The sequence below is a fragment of the Lactobacillus sp. B4015 genome, from assembly GCF_026536055.1.
In the GTDB taxonomy this organism is placed as follows: domain Bacteria; phylum Bacillota; class Bacilli; order Lactobacillales; family Lactobacillaceae; genus Lactobacillus; species Lactobacillus panisapium.
Window position 1 is genome coordinate 251,072 of sequence record NZ_JAFNOY010000001.1, and the last position, 14,824, is coordinate 265,895.

Consider the following 14,824-nt stretch of genomic DNA (forward strand, 5'->3'; position numbering starts at 1 on the left):
TAATCGAGCAGAAGTCGACTGCTTATTGTCATTATTATAAAGTAAAAAGCCGATTTTCGCCAGTAAAGCAAACCCTAGTTTCAATCAACTTAGTGCAATTATGGCACTTGCCAGCATAACTGAAGCAAACTCAAAATTGCCGAAAGCGGGCCTTACGCTTAGTCAGCAACTCATTAACTGACACTTTAGCAAAAGCGGCAATTTTTTGCGCAAGCAATTGCCGCAATTTAACCGCATCCTGAGCTAACACATCTTCAGGTAAAACACGTTCAATTATACCGTGTTCTTTCAGCCACTGCGGCTCAATATGCATTAATTCGGCAGCTTGACTAGCTAATTTACCATCTTTCCACATAATTGAGGCAAAACCTTCTGGCGACAAGACGGTGTACATACTGTGCTCAAGCATCCAAATTTCGTCACTGCAGGCCAAAGCAAGCGCGCCACCGGAGCCAGCCTCACCCACAATAACGGTTAATAGCGGCACCTTAAGCTGAAGCATCTCACTAATGCTTTGGGCAATGACTTGCCCTTGACCACTTTTTTCCGCGTCAGCTCCCGGGTATGCTCCGGGTGTATTTAATAATGTAATCACTGGAATGTTCAAACTAGCCGCGGTTTTCATTATTCGGTTAGCCTTACGGTAACCACACGGTAGCGGGCTACCAAAGTTCGTCGCTAACCGCTTGTCCAGTTCTTGCCCCTTATTAGTTGCAATAACGGCAACACTACGGCCGTTAATTGTCGCAAAGCCGGCAATAATTGCGGCGTCGTCACCGGTTGCCCTGTCACCATGCATTTCGAAAAAATCAGGAAAGAGCTGTTTTACCAGTTTGTTCATGTCAGTTTTGCTATCACTACGGGCACCATTCATGATGGCAATAATTTTGTCATTTGCCATTAGCTCGCTCCCTCCCACTTTTTAGCGGCAAAAATTGCCAAGAGCTGTTCTAGGCATTCTTTCTGTTCAGTTCGGGGCACAATAGCATCAATAAAGCCGTTAGCAAATGCATTTTCAGCACTTTGAAAATTTGGCGGCAATTTTTTATTAATTGTCTGTTCAATTACCCGCCGACCAGCGAAGCCAATTAAGGCATGGGGTTCGGCAAGAATAACATCACCTTGGGAAGCAAAACTGGCAGTTACCCCACCAGTTGTCGGATCCATCATGACTACAATATAAACCAGTCCTGCTTCGCGGTGCTGGTTGACTGCCTGAGAAATCTTGGCCATTTGCATTAACGAAGTAATTCCTTCCTGCATCCTAGCCCCACCAGAAGCCGTCAACATGATGACCGGTAGTTTTTCCGCGGTTGCCCGCTCAAACATTTTCGTAATCCGTTCACCTGTGGCACTTCCTAAACTTCCCATGATAAAATCAGGATCCATAATGCCAAGAGCCGTTTCATAGCCACCAATTTTAGCTTGTCCAGTTAAAACGGCATCCTTAAGCTTAGTTTTGGTCTGCATTTGCTTAATTTTGGCTTGATATTGGGGAAAAGCCAGCGGATCAGTTGTCGCAATTGTTTCATCCCATTCGCTGAACTCTTTAGTCAGCATTTTAAGCCTTGTTCTGGCAGTTACCCGGAAGCCGTAGCCGCAGTTAGGGCACAACCGGTATTTGCCCAATTTGCGAAAATAAAATTTGGTCTTACACTGCGGACAAATCCGAAAGATTCCCTGTGGTACATTTTCCTGGTAATTGGCTAATGCGTGGTGAGGATGCTTAGAGAACTTAATTGCCATCTGTCACAACCTCCTTAGTCCCAGCTTTTTCTTTTTTCTGCTTAATATAATAAGGTAAAAACTTTTGATCAATGTAGGTGGTCAAGTAGTTACCACTTTGAAAAGCCGAATCGGTTAATAACGCCACTAAAAAGTCGCGGTTAGTTTTCAGACCCGTGATTGAAAACTCACTTAGGGCGTCTAATAACCGTCTGATGGCCAGCGAACGATTATCGGCATGAGCGATAATTTTAATAATCATGGAATCATAAAAAGGTGAGACTTGATCCCCACTGTTGACACCACTCTCAATTCTGATACCTAAGCCGCTGGGCAGAGACATCTGCTTGATTTTACCGGCTTGCGGACGAAAATGGTGAAGCGGATCTTCGGCATTAATTCGAGCCTCGATGGCGGCACCATGCAGGTGGACATCATCTTGGGTAATACTTAAATCATCCCCGGCAGCAATATGAAGCTGCTCTTTAACAAGATCAATTTGTGCAACTTCTTCAGTAATCGAGTGTTCGACTTGAATACGCGTATTCATTTCCATAAAGTAAAAATGATGTGCTGGATCCATTAAGAACTCAATTGTTCCCACATTTTCATAGTGAATGGCCTTAATTGCCTTGGACGTAATCCTTTGCAAGTATTGCCGTTCTTGATCATTAATCTGTGAACAAGGCGTTTCTTCAAGCACTTTTTGCTGATTACGCTGCATTGAGCAGTCACGCTCAGGCAAAGCTACGACCTGACCCGCTTGATCTGCAATAATCTGCACCTCAATATGCTTGGCTGGTGAAATGATTTTTTCAAGGTACATCGAATCATCGCCAAAAGAAAGTTTTGCTTCTTCTTGGGCCTGACTGAATGCCTGTGGTAAATCTTCGGGACGCTTAACTTTCCTGATTCCTTTTCCGCCACCACCAGCAACAGCCTTAAGCATTACAGGAAAACCTACTTTATTAGCTACAGTTAGGGCTTGGGCAGCATCTTTAACGGGACCAGTGCTGCCAGGAATAACGGGAACTCCATGTTGCCGCATTGTTTCCCGCGCGTTGGCTTTATTTCCCATAAGCGAAATGGTCTTGGCCTGCGGTCCAATAAAAACCAGGTGACATTCAGCACACATCTGGGCAAATTCCGAACTTTCAGATAAAAAGCCATAGCCGGGATGAATAGCTTGTGCTCCGGTTAAAAGAGCCGCACTAATAATGTTTTGCATATTTAAATATGATTGTGCCGGCTGAGGCTGACCAATACAGACAGCCTCGTCCGCTTCTTTGACGTGTTGGGAGTCTTTATCGGCAGTTGAGTATACTGCCACCGCAGTAATATCTAACTCATGTAAAGCATGAATGATGCGAACTGCAATTTCTCCTCTATTAGCGATTAATACTTTACTAAACATGTTTATCCTACTTTACTGTATGGCAAAAATTAATTCAGCCGTGCATGCCACTTTACCATTAACGGTCGCCTTAGCTAGTCCTATTCCGGCCGAGCCACGCAATTTATCCAGTTCAACTGTTAAATCTAGGGTGTCGCCCGGTTTAACCATAGCCCGAAAACGGGCATTTTTTATTCCGCCAAAATAAACGGTTTTACCAGTAAACTCCGGCATGGTTAGCAAGGCAACTGCTCCAGTCTGCGCTAAAGCCTCGGTAATTAATACACCAGGCATAACGGGGTTATCGGGGAAATGGCCCTGAAAATAGCTTTCATTAATGGTTGTGTTCTTGCGCGCATGGGCATATTCTCCCGGACGATAATCAAGCACTTGATCAATCAAGAGCATTGGGTAGCGGTGAGGCAAAATTTGCTGAATTTCCTGACTTGATAAGGTTTGCTTAGTTTCTTTTTCACTCATCATTTGCACTCCTTTAATCAGGAATAATCGTTATCAATGGTTGATCGTACTCAACCACTTCTTCATTAGCTACCAAGATTTCAGTAATTGTTCCACTGCTAGTGCTTTTGATCTCAGTCATCATTTTCATCGCTTCAATCAGGCAAACAACTTCGCCCTTTTGAACATGATCGCCAACTTTTTTATATTGCGGTTTATCGGGACTTGGCTGCAAATAGACGATACCAACCAGTGGTGCCTTAACTTGCACTGTATTAGCTTTTACCTCAGTAGCTTGGTTAGCAGATTCAGGGACTGCCTTGGCTGAAGCTGTCGGCAGTGCGGGGCTAGCTTGCTCCTGCTGCTTAGCAACTTCTTCACCTGTGCCGGTTACCTGAACCGGCTGGTCAGCAATGTCTCGTTTATCAATTAAAATATGGCCACCTTCAAAGTCCAACTCAAGCTTTTGAATTTCACTTTGATCAATTTGTGCGATTAATTCTTGAATTTCCGCAAATTTCATCTAATCACCCCATCTTTTCATTGCAATTACCCCGTTATGACCACCAAAGCCAAACGAATTACTTAAGGCGTAATCAACCTGCTGGTGGCAATTATTTTTAGTAACCAAATTGATTGCACACTGCGGATCTTGCTGCTTGAGCCCCACATTAACTGGTAATTGACCAGAATTAAGAGCCAAAATGGTGGCAATAGCTTCAACAGCACCAGCAGCTCCTAGCAAGTGACCGGTCATGCTCTTGGTACTTGAAACGAGAACATTGCTATCCGCTCCAAAGACCTGGTTAATTGCTTTTGCTTCAGCTATATCATTAGCCTTTGTACTTGTACCATGAGCATTAATATAGCCGACCTGTTCTGGTGCAATTTTACCTTCCGTAAGCGCCAACTTCATTGCGCGGGCCGCTTGCGTACCTGCAGGATCAGGCGATGTAATATGGTAAGCATCAGAACTGACTCCGTAACCAACAATCTCGCCCCATATTTTAGCGCCCCTTTTTTGCGCATGTTCCAGTGACTCAAGGATGATTGAACCAGCACCCTCACCCATCACAAAGCCAGAGCGGTCCTGATCAAACGGGATACTGGCTCTTTGGGGATCTGTCGCTGTTGCCAAAGTTGTAATTGCCGCAAAACCGGCAATGCCGCTTTCATTAATTGCTGATTCCGATCCGCCGGTAATCATGACATCAGCATGACCATCCTTTATTTGCCGAAAGGCTTCGCCAATTGCATTTGTAGCTGAGCTGCAGGCCGTAACAATTGTTGTACTGATTGCTTGCGCGTTGTATTTAATTGAAATGTTGCCAGCGGCCATATTTGCAATCGCCGTTGGGATAAACATCGGTGAAACCCGGTCAAGACCTTTATCATGCCACTTGATTACCTGTTCTTGAATCGTAGTCAAGCCGCCAATGCCGCTACCCCAAATAACACCCAGACGTTCACTACTGGTATTTGTTTCATTAATACCGGCTTGCTGAATGGCCTCGGCCGTCGCATACATCGCATATTGCGTAAACCGATCCATCCGCCTCGTATCTTTTTTAGCTAAATACTTCAGAGGATCGAAATCTTTCAATTGTCCAGCTAAGGTTACGCCAGTAGAACTGGCATCAAAATAGGAAATTGGCGCAAAACCGACTTGCTGCTTGTTTAAACCTGCTTGAAAGCTGGCTAAATCATTACCAATGGGAGTTAGAGCTCCCATTCCCGTAACTACTACTCTTGTCATAGCCTCTCCTTTACTGCATGGTTAAACCGCCATCGACGGTAATTGTTTGGCCGGTTATATAATCACTTTGAGCTAAGAAAATAGCCGCCTGCGCCACTTCTTCCACTTGGCCTAGACGCTTAAGTGGAATCTGGTCAATTATCTGCTGCTCCAATTTAGAACTAAGATTTTGGGTCATCTGAGTAGCAATCATTCCGGGTGCAATCGCGTTGCACCGCAAGTTACGCATGGCAACTTCTTTTGCAACAGACTTGGTTAAGCCGATTACTCCTGCCTTACTGGCGGCATAATTTGCTTGCCCAATATTACCGGTCAACCCAATTACACTTGCCAGATTGATAAAACAACCACTGCGCTGCTTATACATTGGTCTGACTGCTTGTCTGATAACATTAAACGTACCAATCAGATTAGTATCAATCACGCTTTGAAAATCTTCTTCTGACATTCGGTTCAACAAGCCATCCTTGACAATTCCGGCATTATTAACCACGACATCTAACTGATTAAATTGGGCATAAATCTGGGCAATCATTTCTTTGACAGCAGAGACATCCGTTATATCGGCGCTAAGATCAATTACATCATTACCATATTTTTTTAGTTCTGTAATGATTGCTGGTGCTACCGGTTTACGCGCATTTAAAACAATCTTGGCATGATTTTGCGCAAAAGCTTGTGCGATAGCCAGACCAATGCCGCGTGAGCTGCCTGTTATCAAAACAACTTTATCTTTTAAATCCATTATTTCATTGCCTCCAATGCACTAACTGCAGCTTGCATGTCAGCACAACTATCCGTGCGGTAAGTTGGCACACCAACAACCACTTTACGGGCAAAAGACAGTAAAGTTTGACCGGGACCAAGCTCGACTACCGCGGTTAATTTATCTTGGTGCTGCATTAATGTCTTAGCAAAATAAGTTGAACTCACTAGCTGATTAGTTAAATTTGTCGTCAAATTCGCGGGCGTAAATTCTGTTTGCGTCGTTGTACTGTATACCGGAAAGCGCCCTTTTTGCCAGTTAACTTGCCTTAATTCGGCATTAAGATCTGACTGAATCGACTGCATTAACGGAGTGTGAAAAGCTCCGCTAACCCGCAGCGGCACTACCCGCGCACCCTGAGCAGTTAACTCACTACATGCCTTGGTGACAGGCTTTTCCGCCCCGCCAATTACCACTTGCTTTGGGGTATTAACGTTAGCAATGCCGATTTCTCCTAAATCTTGGACAGTTGCTAAAACCGTCTTAATTTTAGGTAGCGAACTTTTCATCACGGCCACCATCACACCAGGATGTTGCTTGCTTGCTTTTCCCATTAGTTCGCCGCGTTTTTGGATAAGCCGCAAAGCTGAAACAAAATCAATGTTATGCGCACTCGCAAGTGCACTGTATTCGCCTAAACTAAGACCAATGCCAAAAGCAGGTATATCTACGCTATCCTGCAATACTTGGTTAAGTGCATAACTCACTACTAAGATAGCTGGCTGTGCATATTCAGTTGCCGCCAATCGCTGTGCTTGTGCCTGATCATAAAGTAGATCAGGTAAGTCAAACTGCAAAATATTGCTGGCCTGATCAATCAACTGACGATAATGCGGTACTGATTGATATAAATCTAGCGTAAGCCCGGTTTTTTGTGCTCCTTGTCCACTAAATAGTAATCCAATCATTGCTTAACGACCGCCAGTCAATAGTTTTTCTGCTTGTTCAGCTACTTCAGCCAAAATCTCCGCAGCTGGTTGTTCTTCATGCACCATGCCGGAAATTTCACCGGCCATAAATGAACCGGTATCCGGATCCCCGTCGATGACTGCCCGGCGCAAACTGCCGCTTCCCATCTCTTCTAATTTGGCAAAATCGGGCTCAGGCTGCAATGCTTCTTCTTTTTCCAGCTTGATATAGTCCTTTGCCATCTTGTTTTTCAAAACGCGCGAAGGATGACCGGCATATTCGCCGGTTACCATCGTACTGGCATCTTTAGCACGCAAGACAGCTTTTTTATAATTCGGATGAATCTTTGATTCTTTCGCAACTAAAAAGCGGGTACCCATTTGAACACCTTGTGCACCTAACATAAATGCAGCTGCAAGACCGCGGCCATCACCAATACCACCAGCAGCAATTACCGGAATTTCCACGGCATCTACCACTTGTGGAACCAGCGCCATCGTTGTTAATTTACCAATATGACCACCAGATTCCATCCCTTCCGCAATGACAGCATCAGCACCAATGCGCTCCATCATTCGCGCAAGTGCTACTGAACCGACAACAGGAATTACCTTAATCTGTGCTTTTTTAAATTCGGATAAATACTTGGAAGGATTGCCGGCACCAGTAGTGACAACGGCAACTTTGTCCTTATTGGCTAAGATTACGTCAACCACATCATCGGCATATGGTGATAGCAACATGACATTGACTCCAAAAGGACGGTCAGTTAACGACTTTGCCCGCTCGATTTCTGCCGCTACAACATCGCCTGGTGCATTGCCGGCACCAATAATTCCTAGGCCACCAGCACTGGAAACACTGGCAGCCAACTTACCATCAGCAACCCAAGCCATTCCGCCTTGAAAGATTGGATAGTTAAGTCCCAAACTTTTCATTAATGGACTTAATTCCATGAGTTAACCCTCTTTCGCAGCTAGCTGTTTTTGCACAAAATCAACTAAATCTTGAACGGTCTGAATACCATCTTCACTTTCAATCTTGATGTCAAACTCGTCTTCCAATTCATTAATTACTTCAAAAACGTCCAAACTATCGGCATTTAAATCATCCTTGATATTTGCTTGAGGCGTCACTGCAGCATCGCTTTCTCCGGTTTGGGCAACAATAATTTCTTTTACCTTTTCAAAAATTTCTTGTTCTGTCATCTTGTATACTTCCTTTGTTAATTTCTTTAGTTAAAAAATCAGTGCAATGCTGGCAACCGTCAGACCGCCACCAAAGCCGCTTAAAATTAATTTCTGGCCGGGTTGAATATCACCCGATGTTACAAATTCGTCTAGCAAAATTGCCACACTAGCCGCCGAAGTGTTGCCGTAACGGGCAACATTATTCAAAAACTTAGCTACTGGCTCATTAAGATGTTTGGCAATTACGGTTAAAATGCGGCCGTTGGCCTGATGCAAAAGATACCAATCAACGTCATCTTTTTGCCAATTAGCTTGTGTTAATACCCGGTTAATTGAACTTGGCACTTCATGTGTAGCGAAGGTATAAACATCGCGGCCCTGCATTTCCAAATAGTGCTTGTGCTGATCGGTATCATCTTGGCTAAAGGTGGAAACAGTCGGCTGATAGCCGGCGGTTAGAATTGCCGCCTGTTCACCAAATGCACGTAAATCTTCAGCAATAATTCCCGCGGTGGTGACATCTTTTTCCACAAGTACGCCACCACTACCATCGCCAAACAACACGGCAGTAGAGCGATCTTGCCAGTCAACTAACTTGGTTAAAACTTCCGCACCAATGACCAGTCCCCTGCGATAAGGACCAGCAAGCAACTTATCCGCAACGGCCAAGGCGTAAATAAACCCAGAGCAGGCGGAATTAAGGTCAAAAGCTAAAGCATGCTGGGCATGAATCTTTCCTTGCACTATTGCAGCTGTCGAAGGAGTTAAAAAATCCGGTGACATTGTAGCCACAATAATAAAATCAATTTGATCAGCATCAACAGCCGCTTTTTTTAGTAAACTTTGCGCCACCTTAACAGCTAAATCTGAAGTCTGCTCACCGCGAGAAACATGGCGCTGTTTAATACCAGTGCGGGATGAAATCCATTCATCAGAAGTGTCCATTATCTCTGTCAAGTCATCATTTGTGACAACTTGGGGTGGTACATAGCTGGCTGTTTGCGTAATTTTTAACCCCATCAGGTTAATGCCCCTTCTTGTTATCAATATGCGGTGGAAATTCGAGAAAAGCCCTTAGATTGAGCAGAGCCCGTTCAATAATGGCTATCTGCTCTTCATCAAAACCTTCGATAAATTTCTTAACCATGTGTCGGTGAAACGAGTCGTGTGCTCGGTAAATCAAACGACCGCGATTGGTTAACCCCAGGCGAATAATTCTGCGATCATCTTCTCCGTGAATTCGAATAACATAACCTTTGCGCACCAACTTATTAACCATCGTTGACAATGAGCCAACGGTAACCATTAATTCACTAGCAACTTGCGAGCTTGTCTTATGCTCATACATCGTAATTGCGTCAATTGCGTGTAGTTCTCTAATTGAAATGTCTTTAAACTCGCTTTTACGTAATTCGCGTTCTTCTACGCGCATAATATCGGAATAAACCGTTGTTAACAGGCTATTAATTCTTTTCAAATCTGTTTCCAATAGCATCACCTCTTAGTTAATAATTATTACTAAATTGCGATTTTCTATTCTTTAATACTAATCAAAAAACAGCTACTCTCCCTTTTTGACTTGTAAAATCGTACAACTTAAAAATTAAAAGCAACAATCATCATCTTTCTTATTTACTTTGTATTTCAAAATAAATTATGAAAGTATGATATTGTATTAAGTAAAAAAAGTCAAATAAATATTGTAATTTGCGCTTTTTAGGTTAAAATCTTAATAATTTAAATTAATTTTTCTTCTTTAAATACTTTGATAATCAAACTATTATTTTTGAAAGAGGTTATATCAGTAAAATGTGTAATAAACAAACTAGCACTTCCCATAAAAAAGAGATTCTCAAAATGTTGTTAGCAGATTTACCATTACAAATAAATTGGTGGCAAACATGCCAATCGACTAATTTAACTGCTAAAGAAGAGTTCTTAGCAAGTGGCTATCACGGTCCCAAATTGTTTGGTAGTGACGTGCAGACAGACGGTTATGGCAAAAGTGCGCGCCCCTTCATCTCACGCTACGGGGGGATCTATCTTTCATTAGTAATTAAAGTACCGCAATTAACCGGACAAAATCAGGGCCTGTTAACCACTGGTATTGCTTGGCAGCTTTACGAAACCATTAAACAAGAATTACAGATAGAAACAGAGCTCAAATGGGTTAATGATCTTTTTTGGCAGGGCAAAAAAATAGCGGGCATTCTAGTTGAAAGTCCCGCTCCACGCATTGCAATTATTGGCATTGGCTGCAATCTTTTTCAAGCCCATCTAAGCGAAGAGTTACCCAGTGCGACTAATTTGCTTATTGCCCAGCCGACTACTGCAAAAACTTGTCATTTAATTAGTAATTTAGTCCACCACCTATTTTCTTTTATCCCTAATTTTATCCACAGCGATTTTCTTCCCCAATATAAAAAACACATGATGCTTTTAAACAAAAAAGTTACCCTTCAACTGGGTCAAACAACCATTCAAGGACGTGCGGTTGACCTAACACCTATGGGTAACTTAGTTTTGGAAACTGAAACAGGCAGCCAGTCATTTAATGCTGGCGAAATTACTAGAATCCACTAAAAAATGACCTACTTTTTAAGAATTAATCTGCCGGTTTAACCAGTATTAAATTGATGCCACCTAATAAAATTAAGATAACGCAAACAATAATCAGCTCTTGCTGGCCTACACGGTCAAGAAGAACGCCTGCTATAATTGATGCGATTGGTCCGCCAACTTCGGTCCCAGTGCGCATAGTTGTTAATACTCTTGCTAAATATTGATTTTCTGTTACATTTTGCTTTTTGGCTTCGCCTAAAACATTATGAATACTAGTTGTAATCCCAAAAATAAACAACAGAAAAATAAATGCAATCATATTAGTCATAAAAAAGAGCATTAATATAAGCGGAATTACACTTAAAATCCAGGCTGTTGCCATTATTCGGGTATCAGCATTCATTTTACCAGCTAATAGTGCGCCTATAATAAAGCCGGCCATTAGAAATAGATAAAATGTGCTGTACAGCATCGGCTTACCACTTTTTTGAGCAATACGCGGCAAAAGCAGAATTAGCGCCGGACTAGCAAAAGAAAATAGAAATGATGACCAAAAGTATCGCCGCAAAAAACTATTTGCTCGCACATATTGGTACCCGCTGACAATTTGCTGCCAATAATTTGCAAGTGTCGCTGTATGAGAAACCTTTTTTACCTGGTCATGCTCTTGGCTGGAGACTTGATTAAGCGCAACTAGCAATAAGATTAAGCCCAACAAACTTAGGCATGCACAAATAAAAATAATTTGTCCACTAGTTAGAAAAGCTAATAGTGCGCCGGAAAGTGCGATACCACCAATTTGGACCACTTGATCAACAATATTGATTTGAGCAATCATTGAGGTCATCTCATTTTCTTTCGTCAGAGTGCCTTTTAGAATTGCCCGGTCAGCTGGATCAAAAAATTCATCACAAAGAGATAGTGCTCCCGCAATTAAAATTGCCCAAAAATAATTGTGTGCAAAAAAGGTAATAATGGCTGTTAACGTAAAAGTTAGACCTACTTGCCAAACCATTGCAACAATGCTTGTCTTCTTATAAGAGTGGCTATCGATGATCGGACCATAAAAAATCGACAATGCTGCTGTCGTAGAAAAAATAGCATTAACGATACCAACGATAAATGAACTTTCGGTCTGGGTTTGCAGCCACCAAATAAAAACCAATCCGTATAAAGAATTGCCTAGTCCGCTAACTAGTCGAGATATTAGATAAAATTTCTTTTTTAACATTGACCTACCTCTTATCCACATTATTGATTCAGCAATTAGGCAAAGCAGATTTTAATTAACAGATCATTAAATTGATAATTATTATTTTAATATTATGAATGCTAAAAGCAAAGCACTTTTAGCACTTAAAAAGCACATACCCGCTACTAACAGGTATGTGCTTCTTATTTTCTTAAGGAGATTTTTACATAACAAATTGACTTATAGATAGTAATTACTAGTCGATACTAACTGAGATTGTCCGATCTCGCGGCAACATATCATCAGAAAAGCTTTGTAATTCTGTTTCCAAAATGCCGAGATTGTCAGTTTTTTCTTTTAAATAAGCAACTGTCAGAGGTAATAAATCGATTCCTACTTTAGGATTTAACTGAGTAGCCTGTCTGATTTTTTCTAGGCGATACTCAATTGTTTTGGGGTGAACCATCAAAATACGTGCAAGTGAAGACAATGTAGCCTGCTCTTTAGTATATAGCCATAAAGTTAGTTGCGTATCTTCATCTAACTGGCTTAATTTTTTCCTGACATCAGGATAGTCCAGTGAAGAATGAACGATACTATACATATTGGCTACTTCATCGTACTGAACAATTGAATCAAATTTATTACTTAACAATAAGGCAAAAAGTGCCTCTTTAATACTCCCAGATAGGTCGAAATGTCGTTTACCTATACCAACTTTGGTTTCTTTGGGTAAACTAGTTAAAAATTTACTTTCTTGCTTAGGCCGCATTACATAAACCCGATTGTTCTTGTCAAGATCAAACGCTAAACGCCATTCGGGCAAGTTGGTAACAGAAGAAACAACCATAGCAAGATATTTCACATCCAAATCAACTCCATTCATTTTTGCGCGGCCATCAAATCCATTATTTGCGACAGGAACATCGTAGTCAGATACATATAGCCATTCATGCATAAACTTATCAAGCATATCCTATTCTCCTATTGTATATTTAGATTTGTATAAATAAAACTTATACTATAATGATTTAATCCATTAGACTTGCTAATTACAAATAGGCCACTATATAACTCTTATAACAACTTTAAATTTATACATGTTTATGAAACTTTAGTCTGGCAAAATAATTGTTCCGTCACCATTTTTAAGATACGAAGAGATATTGTCTAGTGCGGTAATAACAGCCGATTTATTCGATTTTTCAGCAAATAAAATCGCAGCTTCTACTTTAGGTTTCATCGATCCAGGTGCAAATTGATTTTCACTAAGAAATTGTTTCATTTCTGCAACCTTAACCTGATGCAAATCTCTTTGTGATGGTTTATTGCAATATATTTCATTGTGGTTAAAATAATTAACTAATCAGTATCTGCTAATTCTGCTAGTTTAACCACAGAAAAGTCTTTGTCTATAACTGCCTCGATTACAAACTGATGTATGAGAGCCTATTAATTTTAAAATCAATTACTTTCAAACCCAAAGCTTATTAATTTTAAAAATTCTCTTTCAAATACTCTGATAACAGCTGTAGACCATTTTCTAACGTTTTTTTCTTACAGCAATAACCTAATCGAGCATATCCTGGTACGCCAAATGCAGTTCCAGGTACAAGTAAAACTCCTTTATCCTTAAGCAGATCCACGCAAAACTGATAATCATTTTGGGGAATGTTCAGTTTGATAAATGAAGTGGAAACATAGTTAGGAAAAACCAGCTCTACTTTATCCTCTTGAGCTACCCAATTTTTAACAATCTCTAAATTATCTGAAACTATGTTTCTATTTCGTGCTAAGATTTTTTCTTTGTTTTCCAATACTTGAATAGCTAACTCGTCAGAAACCACACCTCCACAAATCATTGTATAATCGCGATATTTACGGAAGGATTCAGTAATTTTCTCATTAGCTGCTGTCCATCCGATACGAATACCCGGAGTTGAGTAAGTTTTAGACAAAGAATTAGTCGCAATACCTTTTTCATAGCAATCAACGATTGAACAAAACTTTCCTTTATCTGTCAATGGGGCATAAACTTCATCAACCAGGACATAGGCGCCTACTTTTCTAGCGATTGCAGCAACTTTTTGCAATTGCTCTTGATTTAATAAAGTTCCAGTAGGATTATTAGCATTATTTAAGCAAATCATTTTGGTATTAGGTTTGACTTTTTCTTCCAATGCTTTGAGATCTAACTGCCAATCATCATGATTTAACTTCACAAAGTCAACAGTAGCACCCAAGGATTTGGGTAAATCATAAAGTTGTTGATAAGTAGGAAGCATCGAAACTACATGATCACCTTTTTCTATTAACGCAAATATAGCAAGGAAATTCGCTCCAGTTGCACCATTAGTTTGTAAAATATTTTCTGGTGTCATATGTTTATATAAAGAGGAAACAAGCTCTTTAAACCGATTTGATCCTTCAATCCAACCATAATCTAAATGCTTATGAGAGATTTCTGCAAAAAAATCAGCACCACTTTTACCGCTAAAAGCCATGAGTTCTTCAAGAGTCAAAGCTTCAATTGAGCTTTGCGAAATATCATAAGTTGCCTTTTTTTCCCAAGTATTAAGCCACTGCTCTACACCAAAATTTTCGATTTTCATTTTTCCTCCAACTAAGATATACAAAATTGTTCCATAGCAGCTATAATTACAAGTGATTGAATAAGTCACAGATCATATGTTAAATAAAATTAAATATCTAAAAACTTGTAAGTACACTCAGATGACAATTAAGATTATCTAGGCAATATGTCAATAAATAATCATAGGTCATCTTTTTAACTCTAAAAAATTAGAAGTCTAAAGCTCTATTCAAGATTTGGAAAATGCTATTAACTATTGGTTATCCTCTATTTTTCGAT

Annotated in this window: 17 protein-coding genes; 1 reads left to right on the plus strand and 16 read right to left on the minus strand. The window is 40.7% G+C overall.

Annotation, left to right across the window (positions count from 1 at the left end; genetic code table 11):
• Positions 1 to 130: 130 nt before the first annotated feature.
• The 12 genes from accA to J3U71_RS01315 are packed head-to-tail and all read right to left on the minus strand — an operon-like array spanning position 131 to position 9,693.
• Entirely contained in the window at positions 131 to 901 is a 771-nt protein-coding gene (gene accA, locus J3U71_RS01260; RefSeq protein ID WP_267392383.1) for a carboxyltransferase subunit alpha, read from the minus strand.
• Complete coding sequence (locus J3U71_RS01265; RefSeq protein WP_323848329.1) at positions 901 to 1,746, minus strand: acetyl-CoA carboxylase carboxyltransferase subunit beta; 846 nt, start codon at positions 1,744 to 1,746, stop codon at positions 901 to 903. Before J3U71_RS01265 ends, accA begins: the two co-directional genes overlap by 1 nt.
• Entirely contained in the window at positions 1,736 to 3,139 is a 1,404-nt protein-coding gene (locus J3U71_RS01270; RefSeq protein ID WP_267392384.1) for an acetyl-CoA carboxylase biotin carboxylase subunit, read from the minus strand. Before J3U71_RS01270 ends, J3U71_RS01265 begins: the two co-directional genes overlap by 11 nt.
• A 12-nt stretch (positions 3,140 to 3,151) precedes the next feature.
• Positions 3,152 to 3,598 carry a 3-hydroxyacyl-ACP dehydratase FabZ gene (gene fabZ / locus J3U71_RS01275; RefSeq protein WP_267392386.1) on the minus strand — a complete coding sequence of 149 codons (447 nt, stop codon included), beginning with the start codon at positions 3,596 to 3,598 and terminating at the stop codon, positions 3,152 to 3,154.
• A gap of 13 nt (positions 3,599 to 3,611) precedes the next feature.
• The gene (accB, locus tag J3U71_RS01280; RefSeq protein ID WP_267392387.1) at positions 3,612 to 4,100 is read right to left on the minus strand and encodes an acetyl-CoA carboxylase biotin carboxyl carrier protein; all 489 of its coding nucleotides are present in this window, start codon (positions 4,098 to 4,100) and stop codon (positions 3,612 to 3,614) included.
• Positions 4,101 to 5,333, minus strand: coding sequence for a beta-ketoacyl-ACP synthase II (gene fabF / locus J3U71_RS01285; protein WP_267392388.1), 1,233 nt, complete (start codon positions 5,331 to 5,333; stop codon positions 4,101 to 4,103).
• 10 nt (positions 5,334 to 5,343) lie between these two features.
• Positions 5,344 to 6,078 (minus strand): 3-oxoacyl-[acyl-carrier-protein] reductase, encoded by a 735-nt coding sequence (gene fabG, locus J3U71_RS01290; RefSeq protein WP_220220132.1) that lies wholly within the window; start codon positions 6,076 to 6,078, stop codon positions 5,344 to 5,346.
• Positions 6,078 to 7,007 carry an ACP S-malonyltransferase gene (locus tag J3U71_RS01295; RefSeq protein ID WP_267392389.1) on the minus strand — a complete coding sequence of 310 codons (930 nt, stop codon included), beginning with the start codon at positions 7,005 to 7,007 and terminating at the stop codon, positions 6,078 to 6,080. Before J3U71_RS01295 ends, fabG begins: the two co-directional genes overlap by 1 nt.
• 3 nt (positions 7,008 to 7,010) lie before the next feature.
• A complete protein-coding gene (gene fabK / locus J3U71_RS01300; RefSeq protein WP_220220134.1) occupies positions 7,011 to 7,964 on the minus strand; it encodes an enoyl-[acyl-carrier-protein] reductase FabK in 954 nt (317 codons plus the stop codon).
• Positions 7,965 to 7,967: 3 nt separating this feature from the next.
• Positions 7,968 to 8,216: an acyl carrier protein gene (locus tag J3U71_RS01305; RefSeq protein WP_103752288.1), complete on the minus strand. Its 249-nt coding sequence runs from the start codon at positions 8,214 to 8,216 to the stop codon at positions 7,968 to 7,970.
• Positions 8,217 to 8,246: 30 nt separating this feature from the next.
• Positions 8,247 to 9,218 carry a beta-ketoacyl-ACP synthase III gene (locus J3U71_RS01310; protein ID WP_323848330.1) on the minus strand — a complete coding sequence of 324 codons (972 nt, stop codon included), beginning with the start codon at positions 9,216 to 9,218 and terminating at the stop codon, positions 8,247 to 8,249.
• A gap of 4 nt (positions 9,219 to 9,222) precedes the next feature.
• Positions 9,223 to 9,693 carry a MarR family winged helix-turn-helix transcriptional regulator gene (locus tag J3U71_RS01315; protein ID WP_220268471.1) on the minus strand — a complete coding sequence of 157 codons (471 nt, stop codon included), beginning with the start codon at positions 9,691 to 9,693 and terminating at the stop codon, positions 9,223 to 9,225.
• A 314-nt stretch (positions 9,694 to 10,007) separates the two neighbouring features.
• Here J3U71_RS01315 and J3U71_RS01320 point away from each other — a divergent pair, with 314 nt between their 5' ends.
• Complete coding sequence (locus J3U71_RS01320) at positions 10,008 to 10,781, plus strand: biotin--[acetyl-CoA-carboxylase] ligase (protein ID WP_267392390.1); 774 nt, start codon at positions 10,008 to 10,010, stop codon at positions 10,779 to 10,781.
• Positions 10,782 to 10,803: 22 nt separating this feature from the next.
• Here J3U71_RS01320 and J3U71_RS01325 read toward each other — a convergent pair whose 3' ends face one another.
• The 4 genes from J3U71_RS01325 to J3U71_RS01340 form a co-directional block, all read right to left on the minus strand.
• Positions 10,804 to 11,991: an MFS transporter gene (locus tag J3U71_RS01325; protein ID WP_267392391.1), complete on the minus strand. Its 1,188-nt coding sequence runs from the start codon at positions 11,989 to 11,991 to the stop codon at positions 10,804 to 10,806.
• 217 nt (positions 11,992 to 12,208) lie between these two features.
• The gene (locus J3U71_RS01330; RefSeq protein WP_267392393.1) at positions 12,209 to 12,925 is read right to left on the minus strand and encodes a helix-turn-helix domain-containing protein; all 717 of its coding nucleotides are present in this window, start codon (positions 12,923 to 12,925) and stop codon (positions 12,209 to 12,211) included.
• 141 nt (positions 12,926 to 13,066) lie between these two features.
• A complete protein-coding gene (locus J3U71_RS01335) occupies positions 13,067 to 13,237 on the minus strand; it encodes a hypothetical protein (protein ID WP_267392394.1) in 171 nt (56 codons plus the stop codon).
• A gap of 211 nt (positions 13,238 to 13,448) precedes the next feature.
• A complete protein-coding gene (locus tag J3U71_RS01340) occupies positions 13,449 to 14,564 on the minus strand; it encodes an aminotransferase (RefSeq protein WP_267392395.1) in 1,116 nt (371 codons plus the stop codon).
• Positions 14,565 to 14,824 lie beyond the last annotated feature (260 nt).

What these genes read in the sequence shown, in the direction of transcription:
- J3U71_RS01340 (WP_267392395.1), bottom strand. Translation starts at nt 14,564, where the DNA reads ATGAAAATCGAAAATTTTGGTGTAGAGCAGTGGCTTAATACTTGGGAA.
- J3U71_RS01320 (WP_267392390.1), top strand. Translation starts at nt 10,008, where the DNA reads ATGTGTAATAAACAAACTAGCACTTCCCATAAAAAAGAGATTCTCAAA.
- J3U71_RS01335 (WP_267392394.1), bottom strand. Translation starts at nt 13,237, where the DNA reads ATGAAACAATTTCTTAGTGAAAATCAATTTGCACCTGGATCGATGAAA.
- fabG (WP_220220132.1), bottom strand. Translation starts at nt 6,078, where the DNA reads ATGGATTTAAAAGATAAAGTTGTTTTGATAACAGGCAGCTCACGCGGC.
- J3U71_RS01310 (WP_323848330.1), bottom strand. Translation starts at nt 9,218, where the DNA reads ATGGGGTTAAAAATTACGCAAACAGCCAGCTATGTACCACCCCAAGTT.
- accB (WP_267392387.1), bottom strand. Translation starts at nt 4,100, where the DNA reads ATGAAATTTGCGGAAATTCAAGAATTAATCGCACAAATTGATCAAAGT.
- fabZ (WP_267392386.1), bottom strand. Translation starts at nt 3,598, where the DNA reads ATGAGTGAAAAAGAAACTAAGCAAACCTTATCAAGTCAGGAAATTCAG.
- J3U71_RS01305 (WP_103752288.1), bottom strand. Translation starts at nt 8,216, where the DNA reads ATGACAGAACAAGAAATTTTTGAAAAGGTAAAAGAAATTATTGTTGCC.
- J3U71_RS01265 (WP_323848329.1), bottom strand. Translation starts at nt 1,746, where the DNA reads ATGGCAATTAAGTTCTCTAAGCATCCTCACCACGCATTAGCCAATTAC.
- J3U71_RS01270 (WP_267392384.1), bottom strand. Translation starts at nt 3,139, where the DNA reads ATGTTTAGTAAAGTATTAATCGCTAATAGAGGAGAAATTGCAGTTCGC.
- J3U71_RS01315 (WP_220268471.1), bottom strand. Translation starts at nt 9,693, where the DNA reads ATGCTATTGGAAACAGATTTGAAAAGAATTAATAGCCTGTTAACAACG.
- J3U71_RS01330 (WP_267392393.1), bottom strand. Translation starts at nt 12,925, where the DNA reads ATGCTTGATAAGTTTATGCATGAATGGCTATATGTATCTGACTACGAT.
- J3U71_RS01295 (WP_267392389.1), bottom strand. Translation starts at nt 7,007, where the DNA reads ATGATTGGATTACTATTTAGTGGACAAGGAGCACAAAAAACCGGGCTT.
- J3U71_RS01325 (WP_267392391.1), bottom strand. Translation starts at nt 11,991, where the DNA reads ATGTTAAAAAAGAAATTTTATCTAATATCTCGACTAGTTAGCGGACTA.
- fabF (WP_267392388.1), bottom strand. Translation starts at nt 5,333, where the DNA reads ATGACAAGAGTAGTAGTTACGGGAATGGGAGCTCTAACTCCCATTGGT.
- accA (WP_267392383.1), bottom strand. Translation starts at nt 901, where the DNA reads ATGGCAAATGACAAAATTATTGCCATCATGAATGGTGCCCGTAGTGAT.
- fabK (WP_220220134.1), bottom strand. Translation starts at nt 7,964, where the DNA reads ATGGAATTAAGTCCATTAATGAAAAGTTTGGGACTTAACTATCCAATC.